Source organism: Paraconexibacter sp. AEG42_29 (assembly GCF_040581415.1).
GTDB lineage: Bacteria > Actinomycetota > Thermoleophilia > Solirubrobacterales > Solirubrobacteraceae > Paraconexibacter.
The window spans coordinates 4824958-4848481 of sequence record NZ_CP114014.1 but is presented as its reverse complement, the minus strand read 5'-3'; the positions used below and the strand labels follow the sequence as shown (position 1 = coordinate 4848481).

Sequence of the window (23524 nt, the reverse complement as noted above, 5' to 3'; positions counted from 1 at the left end):
GTGCGCGCCAGCTATCACTCGGCTCGGGGTGGGCGGGGGTGGGTGGTGTTCGCACACCCCGCGCACGGGCCGCTGTCGGGTCGCGCCAAACCTGACAGTTCGTCAACTCCGGCCCCACCCGATCGGTTAGCGTCGGGCGACGAGGGTCAAACGACGAGGCCGGAGCCGCCGCAGCGCTCCCGCCGAGAGGAGAAGTTGATGTACGACTACGTGATCGTTGGAGCCGGTTCGGCCGGCTGTGTCCTGGCCGCGCGCCTGAGCGAGGACCCGTCCGTGAAGGTGGCGCTGCTGGAGGCCGGCGGCCCGGACACCGACGACGAGATCCACATCCCCGCCGCCTTCGGCGCGCTGTTCAAGGGCCGCCGCGACTGGGACATGAGCACCGAGCCCGAGCCCGCCCTGAACGGCCGGCGTTCGTACCTGCCGCGCGCGAAGATGCTCGGCGGCTGCTCGTCCATGAACGCGATGGTCTACATCCGCGGCAACCGCGTCGACTACGACGACTGGGCCGCCGGCGGCGCCGAGGGCTGGGGCTACGACGACGTCCTGCCGTACTTCAAGAAGTCCGAGGGCAACGAGCGCGGCGAGGACTCCTTCCACGGGACCGGTGGCCCGCTGCCCGTGAAGGAGAGCCGGTCGATGAACCCGGTCGTCGACGCGTTCGTCGAGGCTGCGGCCCAGGCCGGCCACGAGAAGAACCCCGACTTCAACGGCGCGCGCCAGGAGGGCTTCGGCCGCTTCCAGACCACGCAGGAGAACGGGATGCGCGCGAGCACGTCCGTCCGCTTCCTGCACCCGAACATGGAGCGCGAGAACCTGACCGTCATCACCGACGCGATGGCGCTGCGGATCCTGTTCGACGACGACGGCCGCGCGTCGGGCGTCGAGATCGACCACGCCGGGACGGTCGAGGAGGTCCATGCGTCGCGCGAGGTGATCCTCTCCGCCGGCGCCTACCAGTCCCCGCAGCTGCTGATGCTGTCCGGCATCGGCGACGCCGAGGTCCTGCCGCTGTTCGGCATCGAGGTCCGCCACCACCTGCCCGAGGTCGGCCAGAACCTGCAGGACCACTGCATGACGCTGATCAACTGGAAGGCGGACTACGACTCGCTCATGACGGCGCTGACGCCCGAGAACGTCGAGCTGCTGCAGACCGAGGGCAAGGGCCCGCTGTCGTCCAACATCGCCGAGGGCGGTGGGTTCATCCGCACGCGTCCCGGTCTCGACGCGCCCGACTGCCAGTTCCACTGCGCGCCCGTGCTGTTCTACGAGGACGGCCTCGGCGCCGCCGTCGAGCACGGCGTGGCGTTCGGCCCCGGCGTCGTGAAGCCGACGAGCGTCGGGTCGGTCACGCTGCGCACGCCGAGCCCGTACGTCAAGCCGCGCATCCAGCACAACTGGCTGACGACGGAGGAGGACCGCGCGACGATGCTCGCCGGCGTGAAGGTCGCCCTGGAGATCTCCCAGCAGGAAGCGCTCAAGCCGTTCATCACGGGCGAGTTCCGCGCGCCGAAGCCGGACGCGACCGACGAGGAGCTCATGGACTTCATCGCCGACCAGACGATGACGATCTACCACCCGACGTCGACCTGCGCGATCGGCCCGGTCGTCGACTCGCGCCTGAAGGTGCACGGGGTCGAGGGGCTGCGCGTCGTCGACGCCTCGGTCATGCCGACGGTCGTCCGCGGCAACACGAACGCCCCGACGATCATGATCGCCGAGAAGGCCGCAGACATGATCAAGGAGGACGCCGTCGCCCCCAAGGCCGCTGCCGCCGCCTGAGGCACCCGTAACGATCGTTCCCGCGGCGAGGGTCCAAGGTCCTCGCCGCGGGTATGGTCCGCCGCATGTCCACTCCCGCCACCGCCGAAGCCGTCACCCTCGAGGTCGAGGACGGGATCGCCCGCCTGACCCTGAACCGCCCCGACGTGATGAACGCCCTCGACGGCGAGATGGGCGCGGCGCTGCGCCGTCACGCCGAGTCGCTCGTCGGGCGCGACGACGTGCGCGTCGTCCTCATCGCCTCCACCGGGCGCATGTTCTGCGCAGGCGGCAAGCTCGACTACGTCCTCGGCGCCGACGACTCGGGCGCCGCGATGCAGACGCTGGCCACGGACTTCCACGCCGCGCAGCAGGCGCTCGCGTCCATCGATGCGCCCGTCGTCACCGTCGTGCAGGGGACGGCCGCCGGCGGTGGCTTCGGCCTGGCGATCTCCGGCGACATCGTCCTCGCCGCGACCTCGGCGAAGCTCACGCTCGCCTACACCAAGGCGGGACTCACGCCCGACGGCGGCGCGACCTGGCTGCTCACGCGGATCGTCGGGCTGCGCAAGGCGACCGAGCTCACGCTGCTGAACACCGTGCTCAGCGCGCAGGACGCGGCGGACATCGGCCTGGTGACGCGCGTCGTCGCGGACGACGAGCTCGCCGCCGCCGCCGAGGAGGTCGCGACGCAGCTCGCCGCCGGCCCGCTCGAGGCCCACGGCCGCGCCCGCCGGCTCCTGCAGACCGCGCTGCAGCACACCCTGCAGGAGCAACTCGACGCCGAGGCCGCGAGCATCGGCGCGCAGGCCGGCGGCCCCGAGGGCCAGGAGGGCATGAAGGCCTTCCTCGACCGCCGCGCGCCCAACTTCGCGGGGGCGTAGCCGACGCACGGGCAAGGGTCCGGCCGCGGTCGCTCAGGACCGGCGACCACGCGACCCGAGCGGACCGGCCGCAGTCAGTCAGGGTCCGGTGGCACGTCCAGGAGCTGCGCCGCGGCCTCGAGCAGAATTGGCTGCATCGCCGCCCAACGCGCGGCGGTCGCGTCCATCCCGCTGATCGGGATGCCGATCACGAGTCCGCGGATCAGGCAGACCGCCGTGTCGATCAAGGCCGGGAAACGCGCGTCGTCCGTCTGCTCGGGGAACAGGGTGGACGCCGTCGCCATCAGGATCGCGCCGAGTCGCGCCTCGAGCTCGGCGAGGGTCGCGGCAAGCTCGGGCTCGTTCCACGCGGCCGTCCACAGCTGCAGGACCGCCAGCGCCTCGGGGGTCGTGAACTGCGTCCACGCCTGGTCGAGCACCGCGCCCCGGCCGGCGGGGTCGCGCAGGGCCTGCAGGTCGATCCGGTCCAGCGCCTGGTCGGCGAGCCGCATGGCCAGGTGGGTGACGGCCTCGACGAGGAACGCGTCCCGCGTCGGGAAGTGGTGCATGAGCGTCGATTGCGCGACGCCGGCCCGCTCGGCGACCCGCCGGGTGGTGAGGCCGTCGTAGCCCTCCTCCATGAGGCACTGGGCCGTCGCCTCCAGCAGGGCCAGCCGCGTCGCCACGCGCTGCTGCGCGCGCGTCATGCGGCGGGGCCGGTCGGCGGCGGCGTCGAGCGCGTCGATCGGATCGGCCGTCGGCGAGCTGTCGGGTTGACCGTTCACGTGAACGACGATGGTACATCCTCGCTGCGGGAGGGTCCCGGGCAACAGGTGTGCAGCGGCTCGGCGGACAGGCAAACGCGACAACGAGTCGCTACGCAGACCGAAGCGGGATTGAGGGGCTTCCCCCGGCGGGTAGGGGGCCGGGCATGCTCGAAGTCCAAGACGTCACCCGGAGCTTCGACGGGCGACGAGCCCTCGACGGCGTCTCCCTCACGGTGGAGCCGGGGCAGTCCGTCGGCTTCGTCGGCCCGAACGGCGCCGGCAAGACGACCACCATGCGGATCATCCTCGGACTGCTGGCGCCGGACGCGGGCGAGGTCCGCTGGCAGGGCGCGCCCCTGGACGAGCCCGGGCGTCAGCGGATCGGCTACATGCCGGAGGAGCGCGGGCTGTACCCGCGCATGCGGATCGGGGACCAGCTGACCTGGCTGGCCCGCCTCCACGGGGCGGACGCGAAGGCCGCGGTCCGCGCGTCGGACCACTGGACCGAGCGGCTGGGTCTCGCCGATCGTCGCGGGGAGGAGGTCGAGTCCCTGTCGCTCGGCAACCAGCAGCGCGTCCAGCTGGCCGCGGCGCTCGTCCACGATCCCGAGCTCCTCATCCTCGACGAGCCGTTCAGCGGCCTGGACCCCACCGGCGTCGACGCCCTCGCCGAGGTCCTGGTCGAGCGCGCGGCCGCCGGTGCCGCGATCCTCTTCTCGAGCCATCAGCTCGAGCTCGTCGAGCGCCAGTGCGAGGCGGTCGTGATCATCACGGGCGGCACGATCCACACGGCGGGGGCGGTCGCAGACCTGCGAGCGGCCGGTGGCGGCACCCGCGTGCGCGTGCAGGTCGAGGGCGCTGACGCGGCCGGCGACTGGGCGCGAGCCGTGCCCGGCGTCCGCGGCGTGCGAGCCGACCGCGGCGCCGTCGTCGTCGAGCTGGCGGACGACGCCGGCGTCGACGACGTGATCGATGCCGCCCGCGCCGCCGGGACGCTGCTGCACTTCAGCCACGAGCGACCGACCCTGGCCGAGCTCTACCGCGAGGCGGTGGCGCCACCGGACCCGGACGCCGAGGACGCCCACCCGGATGCGGAGGTGGTCCGATGAACGCCCGTTCCCAGGTCGTGCTCGTCGCCCAGCGCGAGGTCCGTGAGCGCCTGCGCAACAAGGCGTTCCGCATCACGACGCTCATCTTCTGCCTGGCCGCCGTCGGGGCCGGGCTCGCCGCCGGCCTGATCGGCTCGGGCGGGGCCGACGAGGTGACGGTCGGCACGTCCGGCCCGGACGCCGCGCGCGTCGTCGACGGAATGCAGGCGGCCGGCAAGAGCTACGACCTGAAGCCGGAGCAGAAGGCGTTCGGGTCGGCGGCGAGCGCGCGGGCGGCGGTCGACGAGGGCGACGTGGACCTGGCGATCGTCGACGGTCCGCGGCTGCTGGTCGGCGTCGACGCCGACGCGCGATCGATCGCGCTCGCGCAGGCCGCGTGGCGAGCGGACGCGCAGCGGCAGGCCGTCGAGCGCGGTGGCCTGCGCGGCGCCGAGGCACGCGCGGTCCTGTCCCCGGCGCCGCTGCCCACGACCGAGCTCGGCGACGCGGACGCCGACGCCAAGCAGGGTGTCGCCTACATCGGCGCGCTGCTGCTCTACCTCGTGATCTTCACGTACGGCCTCACGGTCTCCTCGGGCGTGGTCGAGGAGAAGAGCTCGCGCGTCGTCGAGATCCTGCAGGCCGCCGTCCCGCCGCGCCGCCTGCTGCTCGGGAAGGTCCTCGGGCTCGGGCTGGTGGGGCTGCTGCAGACCGCGGCGTTCCTGGTCCTGGGGGCGATCGCCGCGACCGCATCCGGCGCCTTCGACGCGTCCGGCATCGCCGCGGGCGCGGCCGCGATCACGGGTCTGTACTTCATGCTCGGGTACCTGTTGTACGCGTGCGCCTACGCGATGGCCGGCGCCCTGTGCGCGCGCCAGGAGGACCTGCAGTCGGTGACGTCGCCGCTGACCATCCTGCTCGTCGGCGGCTACCTGCTCTCGACGGGGGCGATCAGCAGCCCGGACGGAACGATCGCCACCGCGATGTCGCTGTTCCCGCCGTGGGCGCCGATCGTGATGCCCGGACGGGTCATCCAGGGCGCGGTCGCCTGGTGGGAGGTCGCGCTGTCGGTGGCGCTGATGCTCGCGATGACGCTCGTCGTGCTGCGGCTCGCCGACCGGATCTACCGCGGGGCGTCGCTGCAGGTCCGCGGGCGCACGTCGCTCAAGGCCGCGCTCGGCGGTGCCGGCCGCTGACGGACGGGAGGTCAGCGCGAATACGCCGGGATGCGCTTCGCAGGGTGGTTGTGCGGGCAACAACAGGCCCATGCGGAAACCCCTCATCCCCACCCTGCTCGTCGCGGCGCTCGCCGTCACCGGCGCCTCGACCACGGCCCTCGCCCAGAAGGACGGCGGCGCGCGTCCCGCCGTCTACTCGATCCCCGGCGAGAAGATCTTCCCGGAGGGCATTGCGCTCGCCGGCGACACGTTCTACGTCGGCTCGACGACCGACGGCACGATCTACCGCGGGGACGTCCGCACCGCTGCGCTGAAGCCGTTCGCAGCAGCGGGCGCGAACGGGCGGACGACCGCGATCGGCATGAAGGTCGCCGGCAACCGCCTGATCGTGGCCGGCGGGGCGACGGGCAAGATCTTCGTCCTGTCGGCCCGGACCGGGGCGACCCTGAAGGTCCTCGACACGCAGCCGGGCACGACGCCCAGGTTCCTCAACGACGTCGCGATCGACGGCGACTACGCCTACGTGACCGACTCGAACCGCCCCATCCTGTTCCGCTTCAAGCTCGGCAAGGGCGGCACGGTGGGCCCGGTGGAGCGCTTCGTCGACTTCACCGGCTCGGCGTTCACCTACGGCCCCGGCTTCAACGCGAATGGCATCAGCGCGCGCAACGGGATCCTCACCATCGTGCAGTCCCCGACCGGCAAGCTGTTCCGCGTCGACGTCCGCACCAAGGACGTCTCGGAGATCGACCTCGGCGGCCGGACGGTCGTCAACGGCGACGGGCTGCTGCAGGACGGCCGCGCGCTGTACGTCGCCCGGAACCGCGACGAGCTGATCGTCCCCGTGCAGCTGTCCGCCGACGGGCGCCGCGGCATCGTCGGCCCCGGCGTGACCGGGCCGCAGCTGCAGTACCCGACGACGATCGCCAAGGACGGAAAGCGCCTGCTGGCCGTCGGCTCCCAGTTCGACAAGCGCAGCGCGATGCAGCCGCCGGAGCCGTTCACGGTGGCCGCGATCGCGGCCCCGGACGGTCGTTCGCGTTAGCGAACGAGGACGCAGCGGCGGCCGGGGCGGGAGGACGTCGATCCCCTCCCGGTCGTCCACCTGACGGACGACGGCCCTTCCAACCTGGGCTCCCGGCACTGCTGCTGCTCCTTTGATCGGCACGTGACGGGCCGGCCTTGAGCCCGCCCGGCACAAGAAGACATGCGCAAGGTGCGGTGTCAGACCCGCCGCGCTCGCCTCGACCCGCGTCGTGGTGTACGACTCACGGAACCCGATGCTGCACCTGCACCGAGCCGATCGCGCGGACGTCCTGGTCCACGCGCTCGGCGAGCTCCTGGCGACCCCGCCCGCGGACCCGTTCGCGGCGGAGGTCGTCGGCGTCCCCACCCGCGGGATGGAGCGCTGGCTCACGCAGGCGCTGTCGATGCAGGTGGGGACGAGCGGACCGGGACGGACCGACGGCATCCTGGCCAACGTCGCGTTCCCGTCCCCGCGCGAGATCGCGGAGACGGCGGTCGCGGCCGCCGCCGGCATCGACCCCAGGACCGACGCCTGGGCGCGCGAGCGGGTGGTCTGGCCGCTGCTCGACGTCGTCGACGCCCACCTCGAGGACCCGTGGCTGCGGATCCTCGCCGACCACCTCCACGACAGCGCGGGCCTCGCCGTCCGCGACGCCGCGGTCCGGCCGCGCCGGCTCGTCGCGGTCCGCCGGCTGGCGCACCTCTACGACCGGTACGCGACGCAGCGGCCCGCGATGCTCGCGCGCTGGGCGGCGGGGGACGACGTGGACGGCTCCGGCGCGCCGCTGGTCGACCACACCGCGTGGCAGGCCGAGCTGTGGCGTCGCCTGCGCGAGCGCATCGCCGCCCCCGACCCCGCCGAGCGGCTTCAGCTCGCCGCTCGCCGCATCGCGGCCGACCCCGGCGTGCTCGATCTCCCGGAGCGGGTCGCGCTCTTCGGCTTGACCCGCCTGCCGGCCGCGCAGCTCGAGATCCTGCGCGCGGTCGCGGTCCACCGCGACGTGCACGTGTTCGCGCTGCACCCGTCGCCGGCGCTGTGGTCGGCGGTCGGCGCGACCCTGGCCACGCACACCGGACCCGTGCTGCGTCGCGCCGACGACCCGACGGCGGGGTGCGTCGCGAACCGCCTGCTCGAATCGTGGGGTCGGGACGCCCGCGAGCTGCAGCTCGTCGTCGGCGCCGGCGGCACGGACCACCCGCTCGAGTCGCACGAGGCGGCGCCGGACACGCTGCTCGGGCGCCTGCAGGCCGACGTCCGCGCGAACCGCGGCGCGCCCGGGCCACCGCTGCCGGGGGCGGACGACGCCCGTCCGCACCTGCACGCCGCCGACCGCAGCGTCGAGCTGCACTCCTGCCACGGGCGCGCCCGCCAGGTCGAGGTCCTGCGCGACGCGATCCTCCACGTCCTCCACGAGCGTCCCGACCTCGAGCCGCGCGACGTGATCGTGATGTGCCCGGACATCGAGACGTTCGCGCCGCTCGTCCACGCGACGTTCGGCGTCGGCGACGCGGCGCTGCAGGCCGGCGAGGAGGAGGACTTCGGGGCGGTTGCCGCGGGTGCCGGCCCGTCCGCCGAGGTACCGGACCCGGTCGCCCCCGACCTGCGCGTCCGCCTCGCCGACCGTGCGCTGCGCCAGACGAACCCGATCTTCGGGACCATCGGCCGGCTGCTCGAGCTCGCCGACGGGCGCCTGACCGCGTCGCAGGTCCTGGACCTGGCGGACCGCGCTCCCGTCCGCCGCCGTTTCGCGCTGGACGACGACGCGATCGCGCGCCTCGAGGCGTGGATCGGCCGGACGGGCATCCGCTGGGGGCTCGACGCCGCGCACCGGAGCCCCTTCAAGCTGGACGGCCTGCCGGCGAACACGTGGGCGAGCGGCCTGGACCGCGTGCTGCTCGGCGTCAGCATGACCGAGGACGAGCAGCGGCTCGTCGGCGGGGTGCTGCCGCTGGACGACGTCGAGAGCGGGGCGATCGATCTCGCGGGGCGGTTCGCGGAGTTCGTCCACCGCCTGCAGACCACCGTCGACCGCTTCGGCGAGCCGCGGACCGTACGCGCGTGGGCGCAGGAGCTCGGGACGGCCGCCGACCTGCTGACCGCCACCGGGCCACGGGACGGCTGGCAGCGCGCCGCGCTCGACGGCGTGCTCGCCGGGCTCGTCGACGCCGCGGCCGGGGCCGGGACCGCCGCCGGCGCGGACGCCGCGACGATCGACCTGGCCGAGCTGCGCGACCTGCTGGGCGAGCGCATCGCCGGCCGGCCCACCCGCGCCAACTTCCGCACCGGGCACCTGACCTTCTGCACGCTCGCGCCCATGCGCTCGGTGCCGCACGCGGTCGTCTGCCTGCTCGGCCTGGACGACGCGGTCTTCCCGCGCAAGGCGCCGTACGACGGGGACGACCTGATCGTCTCGGGACCGCACGTCGGGGACCACGACGGCCGTACGGAGGATCGCCAGATGCTGCTCGACGCGCTGCTCGCCGCGCGCGACCGGCTGATCATCACCTACACGGGCAACGACGAGCGGACGAACGCGCCGCGTCCGCCCGCCGTCCCGGTCGGCGAGCTGCTGGACGTCGTCGATCGCACCGTCCGCGCCCCCGCCGGGGACGACCGCGCGGCCCGGGCCGGCATCACCGTCCGCCACCCGCTGCAGCCCTTCGACCCGCGCAACTTCACGCCCGGCCTGCTGACCGCGGGCCGGCCGTTCAGCCACGACCACGTCACGCTCCGCGGGGCGCGTGCCCTCGCCGGCACGCGGGTGCCGCGCCCGCCGTTCCTCACCGCCGCCCTGCCCCCGGTGACCGGTCCGGTCGTCGAGCTGGAGGACGTGGTCCGCTTCGCCGCGCATCCGGCGCGGGCGTTCCTGCGCCAGCGCCTGGGCGTCGGGTTCGGCGACTTCTCGGAGGACCTCGACGACGCGATCCCGATCGGGCTGGACGCGCTGCAGGAGTGGGCGGTGGCCGAGCGGATGCTGCAGGCGCGGCTCGGCGGCCAGTCGATGGCGCAGATCGTCCAGGCCGAACGCGCGCGGGGCGCCGTCCCGCCCGGGCACCTCGCCCTCCCGATCCTGGTGAAGCTCAGGGACCGCGTCGAGGCGATCTACGCCGTCGCGCTGGACCGCCTGGAGGCGACCGCGCAGCTGGCCTCGCTCGACGTGCGCGTCCCGCTCGACGGGGGTCGCCGGCTCAGCGGGACCGTCGCGGGCCTGCGCGGCGACACGCTGCAGCTCGTGACCTCCTCGCGGCTGGGGCCGAAGCACCGGCTGGCGGCGTGGGTGCGCCTGCTCGCGCTCACCGCCGCGCGTCCGCAGCGCCCGTTCACCGCGGTCACGATCGGCCGCGCGCGGTTCGGGGCGGGATCCGGGCGGCAGGTGTCGATCGCGTGCATCCCGCCGCTCGGTGGCGACGCGCAGACGCGGCAGGCCGTCGCCCAGCGGCACCTCGCGGACCTGCTCGCGCTCGTCGACCGCGGCCTCTGCGACCCGCCGCCGCTGGCCTGCCGGACCGCGGCGGCGTATGCAGGCGCGGTCCGCGCGGGCCGCGATCCGATCCGTCCCGCGTCGCAGGAGTGGACGTCGTCCTGGGGGAAGGAGATGCGCTTCTCCCGCGAGGACGAGGAGGCGGAGCACGTGCGCGTCTTCGGCCGGGTTCTCACGTTCGACGAGCTGCTGGCGATCGCTCCCGCCGACGGCGAGCGCGGCCCCGGGTGGGCGATGGACCACGGGTCACGGCTGGGCCGCTGGGCGCTGCGGCTGTGGGACCCGCTGCTGGACGTCGAGGAGGTCACGGACCGATGAGCGCCGAACCGCTCGCGCTGCGTGCTCGGTTTCGGCCGGGCCACCCCACCCAAGGGGCTCGCTTCCCCACGTCGGAGGGCGCCCCGTGAGTGGTGAGCGCACCCTGCGGTCGGCCGTCGAGCCGTTCGACGTCCTCGGGCCGCTGCCCTCCGGCGTCGCCGTGCTCGAAGCGAGCGCGGGGACGGGCAAGACGTTCACGATCGCCGCGCTCGCCGCGCGCTACGTCGCCGAGGGCCTCGTCACCCTCGACCAGCTGCTGCTCGTGACGTTCACGCGGATGGCGACCGGCGAGCTGCGCGAGCGTGTCCGCGAGCGGCTGGTCAGCGCCGAGCGGATCCTCGGCGCCGTCCTGGACGGCGGGCCGGTCCCGTCCGGGGACACGGTCGCCGCGCTGCTGGCCGACGGCACCAGCGAGCAGGTCACGGACCGCCGGCGCAACCTCGCCCGCGCCGTCGCGGACTTCGACGCCGCCACCATCACGACCACGCATGGCTTCTGCCTGGAGGCGCTGGGCAGCCTCGGGTTCGCCGGGGACGTGGCGTCCGACTGCGCGTTCGTGGAGGACGTCGGCGAGCTCATCGACGAGGTCGTCGACGACCTCTACATCCGCGCGTTCTGGCAGCAGGCCACCCAGGTGCTGAGCGAGGACGAGGCGCGGCGTGTCGCGCGCGAGGCGATCGAGAACCCGTCCGCCGTGCTGCTGCCGGTCTCCCCGCTCAGCCCGAAGGAGGCTCGCGACCGGCCGGGCGAGGACAAGCCGTGGGCGATGCGCGCCCGCCTCGCGAACGCCGCCCGCGAGGTCCTCGCGCAGCGCAAGCGCGACACGCAGGTCATGACCTACGACGACCTGCTCACCCGGCTGAAGGCCACGCTCGAGGACCCGAAGGGCGGGCCTGCGGTGGCGGAACGGCTGCGCGCGCGCTACCGCGTCGTGCTGGTCGACGAGTTCCAGGACACCGACCGCGACCAGTGGGCGATCATGAACGCGGCGTTCGGCCATCCCGGCGGCACGCTGATCCTGATCGGCGACCCGAAGCAGGCCATCTACGCGTTCCGTGGCGCCGACGTCTACTCCTACCTGGAGGCGGCCGACGCCGCAGTGACGGTGAAGACCCTCGCGGAGAACTGGCGCAGCGACCAGGATCTGATCACGGCCTACGACGAGCTCTTCGCCGGTGCGCAGCTCGGCCACGAGAACATCGTGTACCGGGACGTCAAGGCGACGAAGCTGAACCGGGCGCGCCGGCTGCACGGCGCCCCCGAGTCCGCGCCGCTGCGCATCCGCGTCGTCGACCGCTCCCGGCCGCCCATCACGCTGACCCAGACCGGGGCGGCTCAGGTCGGCAGCGTCCGCGAGCACATCGCCGCGGACGTGGCGAACGACATCGTCCGCCTGCTCGCGTCCGGCGCGGAGATCGACGTGAAGACCGACGAGCACGGCGGGCGGTCCCGTCGTCCCGTCGTCCCCGGCGACGTCGCCGTCCTCGTCCGCCGCAACTTCGACGCCGCGACGATCCGCGAGCGCCTGGACGCGGCCGGCGTGCCCGCCGTGATCAACGGGGCCGGGAGCGTCTTCGAGGGCCGGCCGGCGCAGGACTGGCTCGCGCTGCTGCAGGCGCTGGAGCGGCCCACGTCGGCCCGGGACGCGCGCGCCGTCGCGCTCACCGCCTTCCTGGGCTGGACGGCCGCGGCCGTCGCGGCGGCGGACGACGCAGCGTGGGAGGGGGTCCACCGCCGGCTGCACCGCTGGGCCCACGTCCTGCGCGAGGCCGGCGTCGCCTCGCTGCTGGAGACGATCACCCTGCAGGAGCAGCTGCCGCCGCGGGTGCTGCGGACCCACGACGGTGAACGCGAGCTCACCGACCTGCGCCACATCGGGCAGCTGCTGCACCGCGTGGCGACGGAGGAGCACCTCGGGGTCGCGGCGCTCGCGACGTGGCTGCGGCAGCGCATCGCCGAGGTCGCGCGGGAGACCGACGAGGAGCGCAGCCGGCGCCTGGAGTCCGACGCCGCCGCCGTGCAGGTGCTGACGATCCACCGCAGCAAGGGCCTCGAGTTCCCCGTCGTCTACTACCCGTCGCTCTGGGACCCTTCGCCGATCGCGAAGAAGGGCCAGCCGGTCTTCTTCCACGACCCGGCGAACGGGGACCGGCGCACACTCGACGTCGGGCTGGACGGGTCCCCCGACTTCCAGAAGCACCGCGTCCGCCACAGGGACGAGATCCGCGGGGAGGACCTGCGCCTCGCCTACGTCGCGCTCACCCGGGCGCAGCACCAGGCCGTCGTCTGGTGGGCGGGAACGCACGACAGCCGGGGCTCGGCGCTCAGCCGGCTGCTGTTCGACCGCGGTCCCGGCGGGGCCGTCAAGGCGCAGGGACCGGACCGCGTGCAGCCCGACGCGGCCGCGGCCGCGCGCCTGCGCGAGCTCGCGGCGGCGGCCCCGGGGTGCATCGCGGTCGAGTCGTCGGTCCCCGTCCGGGCGACGGACCGCTGGGCGACGACACCCCCGGCCGCGCCGGCGCTCTCCGCCGCGACGCTCGACCGCACGATCGACCGGACCTGGCGGCGGACGTCCTACAGCGACATCACGAGCGCGGCGCACGACCTGCGCGTCGCGAGCGAGCCGGAGGAGGGACTGGTCGACGACGAGCCGGACGCGGACGGGTCCGCACCGGTCGACTCCGCCGACGCGGCGTCGGCGGCCGCCACCGCCGACGCCGCGCTGCGCGCCGAGCCGTCGCTGCTGGCCGACATGCCGGGCGGGGTCGACATCGGGACGCTCGTCCACAACCTGCTGGAGGCCGCCGATTTCGCCGCCCCGGACCTGGAGGCCGAGGTCGCCGCGCGGCTGGCCGAGCAACGTGCCCGCCGGGCGCTCGACGTCGGTGACCCGGCCGTCGTCGTCGCCGGTCTGGTGGCGGGCCTGCGCACGCCGCTCGGCCCGCTCGCGGACGACCTGCGGCTCGCGGACCTCACGCGTGCCGACCGCCTCGATGAGCTCGCGTTCGAGCTGCCCCTCGCCGGTGGTGAAACGCCGACCGGCGTCGTCACCCCGGGCGCGATCGCCGCCGTCCTGCGCCGGCACCTGGACCCGGGCGACCCGCTCCACGGCTACGCGGACCGGCTCGCCGACCCGGCCCTGCGGGCGGCGCTGGCCGGCTACCTGACCGGCAGCATCGACCTCGCCTTCCGGGTGACGAGCGGGGCCGCGCACGGCGGCCGGCCGCGCTTCGGCATCGTCGACTACAAGACCAACCGCCTCGGCGACCCGCTGCAGCCGCTCACCCAGTGGGACCATCGTCCCGCCGCGATCAGCGCCGAGATGTACCGGTCGCACTACGCGCTGCAGGGCCTGCTCTACACGGTCGCGCTGCACCGCTACCTGCGCCTGCGCGTCCCCGGATACGACCCGGCGACGGACATCGCCGGCGTCTTCTACCTCTTCATGCGCGGGCTCGCCGGGCCGGCGACGCCGCGGATGGACGGGACGCCGTTCGGCGTCTTCGCGTGGCGTCCGCCCGGTGCGCTGGTGACCGACCTCAGCGACCTGCTGGAGCGGGGTGCGTCCCGATGACGACGGACCCGCTTGCGCTGCATGCCGGACCGGGCGATCGTGCCCGCGGGACGCGTCCGTCCGGGGCGGTGATCGCGTCGTGAGCTCCGCCGACCTCGTCACCGATCCGTTCGACGCGCGGCGCGTCCACGGCGCCGGTGGCTCGCTGGACGCGTTCAACGCGGCGGGCGTCCTGGCGGCGGCGGACGTCCACGTCGCGCAGCGGCTCGCACGGCTTGCCGGCGGGGCAGACGACGCGGTCCTGCTCGCGATCGCGTTCGCCGTCCGCGCCCCGCGCCTCGGCCACGTGTACGTCGACCTGGGGACGATCGCCGCCACGGCGGCCGTCGAGTCCGACGTCCCCGTCGACCTCGAGCAGCTGCCCTGGCCGGCGCCCGGCCCGTGGGCGACCGCGGTGGCGGCGAGCCCGCTGGTCGCGGTCGGCGAGGAACCTGCCGCGGACGCCGCCGCGGATCCGCGACCGCTGCGGCTCGTCGACGGCCGCCTGTACCTGGACCGCTACTGGCGCGAGGAGCTCCAGATCGCCGCCGACCTCGCCGCGTTCGGCGTCGGGGCCGCTCCTGGCGTCGACGCCGAGGCGCTGGCCGATGGCGTGGCCCGGCTGTTCCCCGGCGAGGCGCGCACCGGCCGGCAGGCCCTGGCCGCGGCGTCGGCCGTGCTGCGGCGGTTCACCGTGATCGCCGGCGGCCCGGGGACGGGCAAGACGACGACCGTCGCCCGGGTCATCGCGCTGCTCGTGGAGCAGTCCGCCGGCAGCGGTGGGTCGCCGCCGCTGATCGCGCTCGCCGCACCGACCGGCAAGGCCGCCGCCCGGCTCGAGGAGGCCGTCCACGCCCAGGCCGCCGGCCTGCCCGTCGCCCCCGACGTCCGCGACGCGCTGCTGGGCTCCGGCGCCGTCACCCTGCACCGCCTGCTGGGCTGGCGGCCGGACTCGGCGAGCCGCTTCCGCCATCACCGCGGCAACCGGCTGCCCCACGATGTCGTGATCGTCGACGAGACGTCGATGGTCTCGCTGAGCCTGATGGGCCGGCTCGTGGAGGCGGTCCGCCCGGACGCCCGCCTGATCCTGGTCGGCGATCCCGGACAGCTGACCTCGGTCGAGGCGGGCGCGGTCCTCGGCGACGTGGTCGGGCCGGCCGCGGGCGGCCCGGTGATGAGCGCGGCCGCGCAGGCGGCGCTGGCCGCGGCGACCGGGCAGCCCGCGGGGACCGCGATCGCGACGACGGCGGCGGCGCCCGGAAGCGCCGCCTCCGGGGTCGGGGACGGGATCGTCGTCCTCGATCGCACGCACCGCTACGCCGGGGCGATCGCGACGCTCGCCGAGGCGATCGCGGCCGCCGACGCCGACGCCGCCATCGCGTGCCTGCAGGCCGGCACCGCCGACGTCGAGTGGATCGCGGTCGACGTCGCGACCGCCGACCCGGCCACGCTCGAGCCGGTTCGTGCGGCCGCCGTCGCGGCAGGCGAGGCTGTCCTGCAGGCCGCCCGGGCCGGCGATGCGCTCGCTGCCCTCGAGGCGCTCGGCAGCTTCCGCGTGCTCTGCGCGCACCGCCGCGGGCCGCACGGCGCGGCCTGGTGGATGAGCAGCATCGAGCGGTGGCTGGCCGCGGCGGTGCCCGGGTTCGACCCGCGCGGCGCGTGGTACGTCGGCCGCCCGCTGCTGATGACCGAGAACGACTACAGCCTCAAGCTCTTCAACGGGGACACGGGCGTCGTGGTCGCCGCCGGGCCGGACCGCATCGTGGCCGCGTTCGAGCGACGTGGCGAGCCGCTCGCCTTCAGCCCGACGCGGCTGCGCGCGGTCGACACCGTCTACGCGATGACCGTCCACAAGGCCCAGGGCTCGCAGTTCGGCACCGCGGCGGTCCTGCTGCCGGACGCGGACTCGCAGATCCTCACCCGCGAGCTGCTGTACACCGCCGTCACCCGCGCCGCCGAGCGGCTCGTCGTGGTCGGGACGGAGGCGACGATCCGCCACGCGGTCGGGCGTCCGGCCGCCCGCGCGTCGGCGCTCCGCGGCCGGCTGTGGCCGGAGGGCTGAACGCGCCCAAGGGCTATCGTCGGCCGCCATGCCGACCCTCAGCATCATCATCGGATCCACGCGCCCCGGCCGTGCCGGGCTGCCCATCGCGACATGGTTCGCCGAGCGCGCGCGCAGCCACGGCGGCTTCGACGTCGCGGTCGCCGACCTCGCGAAGATCGACCTGCCGATGATGGACGAGCCCAAGCACCCGCGGCTCGGCGAGTACGCGCACCAGCACACCAAGGACTGGAGCGCGCAGGTGGCGGCCGCGGACGCCTTCGTCTTCGTGACGCCCGAGTACAACTACGGCTACACGGCTCCGCTCAAGAACGCGATCGACTACCTGCACGCGGAGTGGAAGCACAAGCCGGTGGGCTTCGTGTCCTACGGCGGCGTCGCGGCCGGGACGCGCGCCGTGCAGCAGCTCAAGCAGGTCGTGACGACGCTGAGCATGCTGCCGCTGTTCGAGGCGGTGAGCATCCCGTTCCACCCGCAGTTCATCGAGGACGGCGTCGTGCAGGCGAACGACGTCATGCAGGACGCCGCGACGGCGATGCTGGATGAGCTCGTCCGCGTCGAGGCCGTCGCGCGCGAGCTGCGCGGCTGACCGTGGCGGACCTGGCCGCAGCCGTCGGGCGCACGCTCGGAGTGCTCACGTTCCCCCTCGAGCGGTCCAAGCTCCGGGAGCTCGCGCTCGCGCTCCACGACGAGGACCCGGTGTGGCACGACGCGGACTCCGCCGCCGCGGACGGGTTCGACGGGGGCGTGCCGGTGCCGCCGACCGCCACGGTCCTGGCGGCGCATTGGTCCGACGGCGGCATCATCGGCCCGCCGCTCGCGCTCGGGATGGACATCCGGCGGCTGCTGCACGGCGAGTCGGCGTGGACGTTCACCGGCGTCCCCGTGCGGCTCGGCGACGACCTGACCGCGACCATGGTCGTGGCGGACGTCACCGAACGGCCGGGCCGCACCGGCGGCACCATGACGCTCCTGAAGATCGACACCGCGTTCGTCAACCAGCGCGGCGAGGCCGTCGCCGCGCTGCGCGACACCTGGGTCGAGAAGGCCGCGCCATGAGCGCGGTCCCGTCCGCCCCGATTCCGCTGGCCGCAGGGGACGTGCTGCCGCCGCGAACCGTCGGCCCCATGACCCGCAACCACTTCGTCCGCTACGCGGGCGCCGGCGGCGACTTCAACCCGATCCACCACGACGAGACGCTGGCGCAGGCCTCCGGCTACCCGGGCGTCTTCGGGATGGGTCTCCTGCACGCGGGCATCCTGGGCGTCCAGCTGGCCCGCTGGGTCGGCCCGGACAACATCCGCAGCTTCGCGGTCCGGTACACGGCGCAGGTCTGGCCCGGGGACGAGCTGACGTTCACCGGCACCGTGACGGACGTCGTGGACGGCCTGGCGTCGATCACCCTGGAGGTCGTCCGGCAGACGGGCGAGGTGGCGGCGCGGGCGACCGCGACTGCCGTGGCGCTTGCGCCGTAGCGCCGCGGTGACCGTGCCACCGGTGAGTGGCGGATCGCAGGTCTCCGGGCCCGGTGGATCCGCATTCACCGCGGCTGGGGTGGGTGAGTGGCGGATCGCAGGGCTCCGAGCCCGGTGGATCCGCATTCACTCGGCCAGGGGCGGGGCGGGCATGATCCGCTGCGCCCGCACCGCCAGGTCCAGGCCCAGGCGCGTCTCGGGGTCCTCGAGGTCGGCGTCCAGGACCTGCGAGAGCCGCCCGATGCGCGCGTACAGCGACTGGCGCTGGATCCCCAGCTCCCGCGCGGCCGGGGCCTTCTGCCAGTGGTGGTCGCACAGCGCCTGCAGCGTCGGCAGCAGGACCGCCGTCCGGCCACGGTCGTGGTCCAGGACCGGCCGCAGCCGCTGGCGCGCGAACGCCCCCAGGCGCTCGTCGCCGCGCAGGCCCCACAGCAGCCGCTCGACGTCCGGGACGGTCGCGTCGTGCCAGCGCCGTGCCGGTCCGTGGCGCATGGTCTCAGCGGTGCCGTCCGCTGCCCGCAGCGCGTCCGGCAGCTCGGCCCACGAGTCGGCGAGCGGCCCGGCCGCGATCGTCGGGGGCGGCCGGTCCAGGCCCGCCGCGTGCAGGGCGTCCACCGCGTGCTCCACCGCGGTGTCGCGCGTCATGCCGCGCGGCAGCGCGAGCAGCATGACGACGTCCTCGGCCCCGGACCGCGTCCCGAGCAGGCTCGCGATCCCCCACACGGCGAGCGCCTCGCGCACGTCCCGCAGCGCGACCGGCGCCCGCCGCTCGTCGGGGGAGCTCGCGTGCGCGTCGTCCCGGCGCGCAGCGACGATCCCCAGCAGCCGGTGGTGCGGCGTCGGCAGGTCCAGCCGCGCCGCGCGGGCCGCGATGTCCTCCGGCGCGATCCGGCCGGTCATGACGTCGTGCAGGAAGTTGCCGCGCTCGCGGGACTCGAGCAGCTGCTCCTCTCCGCTGCGGCCGAGCGCGAGCGCGATCAGCGGCGCGGTCCGCTCGATCGCCGCCCGGGCCAGGCCGTCGACCGGCCGCTCGTGGGGGACGGCGACCAGCCGCCCCCAGATGCGGCCACCGCTCGCCAGGACGGGCGCGGTCGCCGCCAGCAGCGGCGCGCCGCCGTCCACGCGCGGTCGCAGCAGCTCCCAGTCGGCCAGCAGCTCCTCCGGGCTGGCCTCGTGCGCGGCGTGGAAGACGACCCCGCCGAAGGCGCGCTCGAGCAATACAGGGTTCCCGATGGCGTGCGCGATCGAGCCCAGGATCGACGGCACCCCGGCCCCGTCCACCAGCATCGCGGTCAGCTGGTCGTGCAGCTCCGCTCCGCGGCGCTCGACCGCGAGCTGCCGCGTGAGGATCGCCGAGTGCAGCTGCTTGGTGACCTCGACGAAGCGGACCTCCTCGTGCAGCGCGATCAGCGGCAGGTGCAGGCGCCGCGCCTCCTGCACGAGCGGCGCCGGCATCGCCTGGAACACGCGCCCGAGCTCGATGACCAGGCCGGCGACGCGCCGCTCGACCAGGTCCCGGACGAACGCGCGCTGGTCGCTCGCCGACCCGCCCAGCCCCATGCCGGTCATCAGCAGCATCTCGTCGCCCTCCAGCAGCTCGGAGACATGCCGTGCCTCGCACGAGTGCGCCCACCGCACGGGGCGGTCCAGCTGATCGGTCCCGGCCAGGACCTCGGGCGCTCCGCGGCGCAGGGCGGGGAGCCGCAGGGCCGCGTCGACGGTCATCTGCGGCTCGGCCGGGAAGCGGATCGGAGTGGACACCGCGTCCAAGCGTACGCGCGCAGCTCGCTGAGCATGGTCCATAACGGCCCCAGCCGTATGACAGATCGTCATACCTGGCGCATCCAAACCTGACAGCTGAGCGATTGCAGCGCGCTGGGCCGAAGGAGGACGATGGCGCAGGCGATGCTGCTCTCCGACCCCCGCGACAACCTCCTGCTGCACTTCGCGCGCAACGGGAACACGGACCCGCTGCTGGTCCTGGAGCGCGGCGCCGGGCCGTACGTGTTCGACACCGAGGGCAAGGCCTACTTCGACGGCCTCTCGTCGCTGTTCTGCGCGCAGCTGGGCTACTCCTACGGCGAGGAGATGGGGCAGGTCGCGGCCGCCCAGCTGCAGCAGCTCGCGTTCGCGACGGTGTGGGGCTCGGCGCACCCCGCCGCGGTCGAGCTGTCGCATGCGCTCGCCGAGATCCTGCCCGGCGACCTGGACCACGTCTTCTTCACGAACGGCGGCTCGGAGTCCGTCGAGTCCGCCTGGAAGATCGTCCGCCAGTACCACGTCGCCCGTGGCGAGCCGCAGCGGACGAAGGCGATCGCCCGCGACATCGCCTACCACGGCGTGACGCTCGGCGCCCTCGCCTTCACCGGCGTCCCGGGCTACAAGGCGCAGTTCGGCCCGCCGGCGATCGACGTCACGCACGTCGCCAACACCAACGCCTTCCGCGCACCCGACGGCGATGACGAACCCGCGTTCTGCCGGCGGCTGCTCGACGAGCTGGAGGCGACGATCCAGGCCGAGGGGCCGGACACGATCGCGATGCTGATCGCCGAGCCCGTCCAGAACGCCGGCGGCTGCCTCACGCCGCCGGCCGGCTACTGGCCGGGGCTGCGCGAGATCTGCGACCGCCACGGCATCCTGCTCTGCGCCGACGAGGTCATCTGCGGCTTCGGCCGCCTGGGCGAATGGCTCGGCAGCGAGCGCTACGGGATCGTCCCCGACCTCGCGACGACCGCGAAGGGCCTGACGTCGGCGTACGCGCCGATGGGCGCGGTGATGGTGTCGGGCAAGGTGGCCGCGCCCCTGTACGAGCCCGGCCTCACGCTGATGCACGGCATCACCTTCGCCGGCCATCCGCTGTGCGCGGCGATCGCGCTGCAGAACCTGAAGATCTTCCAGCGCGACAACGTCCTGGAGCAGGTCCGGGCGAACGAGCCGTACCTGAAGGCCGGGCTGGACCAGCTCCGCGGCCTGCCGATCGTGGGGGACGTCCGCGGCGCGGGCTACTTCTGGGCGCTCGAGCTGGTGGGTGACGACGACGACGCACAACTGGACGCGGACACCCGCGAGTGGCTGCTGCGCGGGTACCTGCCCGCGAGGCTGCTGGAGGCGGGACTCATCGCGCGTCCGGACGATCGCGGGGACGCGGTGCTGCACCTCGCGCCGCCCCTGACCTGCACCCACGAGGACATCGACACCCTGGTGTCCCGCGTCGGCGACGTCCTGGCCGATTGCGGGACCGAACTGACGAGACGGAGGGCCACCGCATGACCGAGTCCACCACGCTGCTCAAGGGCGGCCGAGTCGTCGCCGCCGACGGCGAGTACGACGCGGACGTCCTGGTCGTCGGCGAGCAGATCGCCGCGGTCGGGCAGATCGAGGCGCCCGACGGCGCGGCGGTCGTCGACGTCTCCGGCTGCCTGCTGCTGCCCGGCCTGATCGACAACCACACGCACCTGACGATGCCGTTCATGGGCATGTGGTCCCAGGACGACTACGACACCGGCACGCAGGCCGCGGCCGCGGGCGGCGTCACCTGCATCGTCGACTTCGCGATCCAGTCCGACCCCGAGTCCCTGCAGTCCGCGCTGACCGAGTGGCAGGGGCGCGCCGCCGGCACCGCCCACGTCGACTACGGCTTCCACATGGCCATCACCGCCGCGACCCCCGCCGCGATCGAGGACATGGCGGTCATGGTCGACGCGGGCGTCGCCTCCTTCAAGCTCTTCATGGCCTACAAGGGCGCGCTGATGGTCCGCGACGATGAGCTGGCCATGGCGATGGAGCGCGCCCGCGACCTTGGCGCGCTGACGATGGTCCACGCCGAGAACGGCGACATGGTCGATCTGCTCGTCACCCGCGCCCGGGGCGAGGGCAACACGAGCGCCGTGCACCACGCGCTCACCCGGCCGGAGTTCGTCGAGGCCGAGGCGACCGGCCGCGCCGCGCGGATCGCGGAGTACACCGGCGCGTCGCTGTTCGTCGTCCACGTCACCTGCGCCGCGGCCGCCGCCGAGATCGAGGCCGCGCAGCAGCGCGGCGCACGCGTCAGCGGCGAGACCTGCACGCAGTACCTCGTCAACACGATCGACGACCTGCGCCGCCCCGGCGTCGAGGGCTGCCGCTACATCTGCTCCCCGCCGCTGCGGGACACGGCCAACCACGCGCCGCTGTGGGACTACGTCGGGCGCGGCGTCCTGGAGTCCGTCTCCACCGATCACTGCCCCTTCAACGACGAGCAGAAGTCGCGCGGGCTCGATGACTTCAGCCTCGTCCCGAACGGGCTGCCCGTCATCCAGCACCGGCTGGCGAAGCTCTGGGACGAGGGCGTCATGGCCGGCCACATCACGCCGTCGCAGCTGGTCGACCGCACCAGCACGACCGTCGCCCGGCGCTTCGGCCTGCAGGCGAAGGGCTCCATCACGCCCGGGAAGGACGCCGACATCGTGGTCTTCGACCCGGCGGCGCCGCGGGCCTACGGCGTCGCGAACTCGTTCATGAACGTCGACTACGACCTTTACGAGGGCGAGACCGCGAGCGCGTCGGTCCGCCACACGTACTGCCGCGGCACGCTCGTCTACGACCAGGGCGAGATCAGGACCGCGCCCGGCCACGGGAAGTACGTCGCGCGCTCGCTGTCCGTGCCGGAAGCGGTGACCGCCCCGTGAGCGATGCGCTGACCATCGACGTGGCGCGCGTCATCGCGGACCTCGACGAGCTGGCCGCCGCCAGCGGCGGTCGCTTCGCCGGGGCCAAGCGGCTGGCGTGGTCGAAGGACTGGCGGACCGCCCGCGCGTGGCTGCGCGGCAAGCTCGCCGAGTTGCCGGTCGACGTTCAGGAGGACGCCGCCGGCAACCTCTGGGCGACGCTGGAGGGAGCGAACGACGACGGCGGGTTCGTCATCGTCGGCTCCCATATCGACGCCGTCCCGAACGGTGGCTGGCTCGACGGCGTCCTCGGCGTGACCGCGGCGCTCGGGGTCCTGCGCGCACTCGCGGCGGCCGACACGCCGGCGGCGGTGACCGTCAAGCTCGTCGACTGGGCGGACGAGGAGGGCGCGCGGTTCGGCCGCTCGCTCGTCGGCTCCTCCGCGGTCGCGGGGACGCTCGACCCGGACGACGTCCGCGACCTGCGCGACGCCGGCGGCGTGCGCCTCGAGGACGCGCTGGCGGAGAACGGCATCGACCTCGCCGCCGCCGCGACCAACGCTCGCGCGCAGCTCGACGGCGCCCTGGCCTACTTCGAGCTCCACATCGAGCAGGGCCCTGTCCTGCTGGACACCGGGCGCCTCGCCTCCGCCGTCGCTGGCACGGTCGGCGACGAGCGCTACCTCATCGACTTCACCGGCCAGGCCGCGCACGCCGGCTCCACGCCGATGCACCTGCGGCGGGACACGCTCGCGGCCGCCGCCATCGCCGCCCTCGAGATCCGCGAGGTCGGGATCCGCCACGGCGGGGTGACCACGGTCGGCTCCATGCGGTCCACCCCGGGCGTCATCACCGCGGTCGCCGGGACGACGGAGATGATGCTCGACATGCGGCACCTCGACGCCGAGGTCCTGGCCGCGATGCTCGCCGACTGCAAGACGGCGATCGCGGCCGCGGCCGCCGAGTTCGACTGCCAGGTCAGCATCAACCGCGTCTTCGGCGCCACGCCGACGCCGTTCCACCCGACGCTCGTGCAGCTCGCCCGCGAGGCGGTCGCCGCGGCCGGCGGCGGCGACGGCGAGCCGATCCCGTCCGGCCCGCTGCACGACGCGACCGAGGTCGGCCGCCTCGTCCCCTCCGTGATGCTGTTCGCGCAGTCCGACCCACCGCTGTCCCACACCGAGATCGAGGACTCGCCCGACGACGCCCTACGGGTGGCCATCGAGGCGTACGGCCGCACCGTCGGCGCCGCCCTCCCCCTGATCGCGGCCGGCGACCTCGACAAGAAAGCGAAGGCGTAGAGCC

16 protein-coding genes are annotated in these 23524 nt (G+C 74.3%); 14 read left to right on the top strand and 2 right to left on the bottom strand.

What is annotated here, in order from left to right:
• Positions 1-198 precede the first annotated feature (198 nt).
• Positions 199-1782: a GMC family oxidoreductase N-terminal domain-containing protein gene (locus DSM112329_RS23435; RefSeq protein WP_354698978.1), complete on the top strand. Its 1584-nt coding sequence runs from the start codon at positions 199-201 to the stop codon at positions 1780-1782.
• A 65-nt stretch (positions 1783-1847) separates the two neighbouring features.
• Positions 1848-2645, top strand: a complete 798-nt coding sequence (locus DSM112329_RS23430; protein ID WP_354698977.1) for an enoyl-CoA hydratase-related protein — start codon at positions 1848-1850, stop codon at positions 2643-2645.
• Between the two features lie 74 nt (positions 2646-2719).
• On the opposite strand, the gene DSM112329_RS23425 is transcribed toward DSM112329_RS23430, so the two are convergent.
• Complete coding sequence (locus DSM112329_RS23425; protein WP_354698976.1) at positions 2720-3409, bottom strand: helix-turn-helix domain-containing protein; 690 nt, start codon at positions 3407-3409, stop codon at positions 2720-2722.
• Positions 3410-3555: 146 nt separating this feature from the next.
• On the opposite strand from DSM112329_RS23425, the gene DSM112329_RS23420 reads away from it, so the two are divergent.
• The 9 genes from DSM112329_RS23420 (at position 3556) to DSM112329_RS23380 (ending at position 17573) form a co-directional block, all read left to right on the top strand.
• The gene (locus tag DSM112329_RS23420) at positions 3556-4500 is read left to right on the top strand and encodes an ATP-binding cassette domain-containing protein (protein ID WP_354698975.1); all 945 of its coding nucleotides are present in this window, start codon (positions 3556-3558) and stop codon (positions 4498-4500) included.
• Positions 4497-5675: an ABC transporter permease gene (locus DSM112329_RS23415; RefSeq protein ID WP_354698974.1), complete on the top strand. Its 1179-nt coding sequence runs from the start codon at positions 4497-4499 to the stop codon at positions 5673-5675. The genes DSM112329_RS23420 and DSM112329_RS23415 overlap by 4 nt, the downstream gene beginning before the upstream one ends.
• 70 nt (positions 5676-5745) lie before the next feature.
• Positions 5746-6702, top strand: a complete 957-nt coding sequence (locus DSM112329_RS23410; protein WP_354698973.1) for a superoxide dismutase — start codon at positions 5746-5748, stop codon at positions 6700-6702.
• Positions 6703-6916: 214 nt separating this feature from the next.
• Positions 6917-10483 (top strand): exodeoxyribonuclease V subunit gamma, encoded by a 3567-nt coding sequence (gene recC, locus DSM112329_RS23405; protein WP_354698972.1) that lies wholly within the window; start codon positions 6917-6919, stop codon positions 10481-10483.
• A gap of 85 nt (positions 10484-10568) precedes the next feature.
• Positions 10569-14057, top strand: a complete 3489-nt coding sequence (locus DSM112329_RS23400) for a UvrD-helicase domain-containing protein (protein ID WP_354698971.1) — start codon at positions 10569-10571, stop codon at positions 14055-14057.
• Between the two features lie 79 nt (positions 14058-14136).
• Complete coding sequence (gene recD / locus DSM112329_RS23395) at positions 14137-16098, top strand: exodeoxyribonuclease V subunit alpha (protein ID WP_354698970.1); 1962 nt, start codon at positions 14137-14139, stop codon at positions 16096-16098.
• 28 nt (positions 16099-16126) lie between these two features.
• Complete coding sequence (locus DSM112329_RS23390) at positions 16127-16687, top strand: NAD(P)H-dependent oxidoreductase (RefSeq protein WP_354698969.1); 561 nt, start codon at positions 16127-16129, stop codon at positions 16685-16687.
• A 2-nt stretch (positions 16688-16689) separates the two neighbouring features.
• Positions 16690-17157, top strand: coding sequence for a MaoC family dehydratase N-terminal domain-containing protein (locus DSM112329_RS23385; protein WP_354698968.1), 468 nt, complete (start codon positions 16690-16692; stop codon positions 17155-17157).
• On the top strand, positions 17154-17573 hold the full coding sequence (locus DSM112329_RS23380) for a MaoC/PaaZ C-terminal domain-containing protein (RefSeq protein ID WP_354698967.1): 420 nt from the start codon (positions 17154-17156) through the stop codon (positions 17571-17573). Before DSM112329_RS23385 ends, DSM112329_RS23380 begins: the two co-directional genes overlap by 4 nt.
• 126 nt (positions 17574-17699) lie before the next feature.
• Here the strand turns inward: DSM112329_RS23380 and DSM112329_RS23375 are convergent, their stop codons facing one another.
• Positions 17700-19334, bottom strand: a complete 1635-nt coding sequence (locus DSM112329_RS23375; protein WP_354698966.1) for a PucR family transcriptional regulator ligand-binding domain-containing protein — start codon at positions 19332-19334, stop codon at positions 17700-17702.
• Between the two features lie 144 nt (positions 19335-19478).
• Here DSM112329_RS23375 and DSM112329_RS23370 point away from each other — a divergent pair, with 144 nt between their 5' ends.
• From DSM112329_RS23370 to DSM112329_RS23360, 3 genes are read left to right on the top strand one after another with little or no spacing between them, the layout of a single operon-like run.
• Positions 19479-20843, top strand: a complete 1365-nt coding sequence (locus DSM112329_RS23370) for an aspartate aminotransferase family protein (RefSeq protein WP_354698965.1) — start codon at positions 19479-19481, stop codon at positions 20841-20843.
• The gene (gene hydA / locus DSM112329_RS23365; RefSeq protein ID WP_354698964.1) at positions 20840-22240 is read left to right on the top strand and encodes a dihydropyrimidinase; all 1401 of its coding nucleotides are present in this window, start codon (positions 20840-20842) and stop codon (positions 22238-22240) included. The genes DSM112329_RS23370 and hydA overlap by 4 nt, the downstream gene beginning before the upstream one ends.
• Positions 22237-23520 (top strand): Zn-dependent hydrolase, encoded by a 1284-nt coding sequence (locus DSM112329_RS23360; protein ID WP_354698963.1) that lies wholly within the window; start codon positions 22237-22239, stop codon positions 23518-23520. The genes hydA and DSM112329_RS23360 overlap by 4 nt, the downstream gene beginning before the upstream one ends.
• Positions 23521-23524 lie beyond the last annotated feature (4 nt).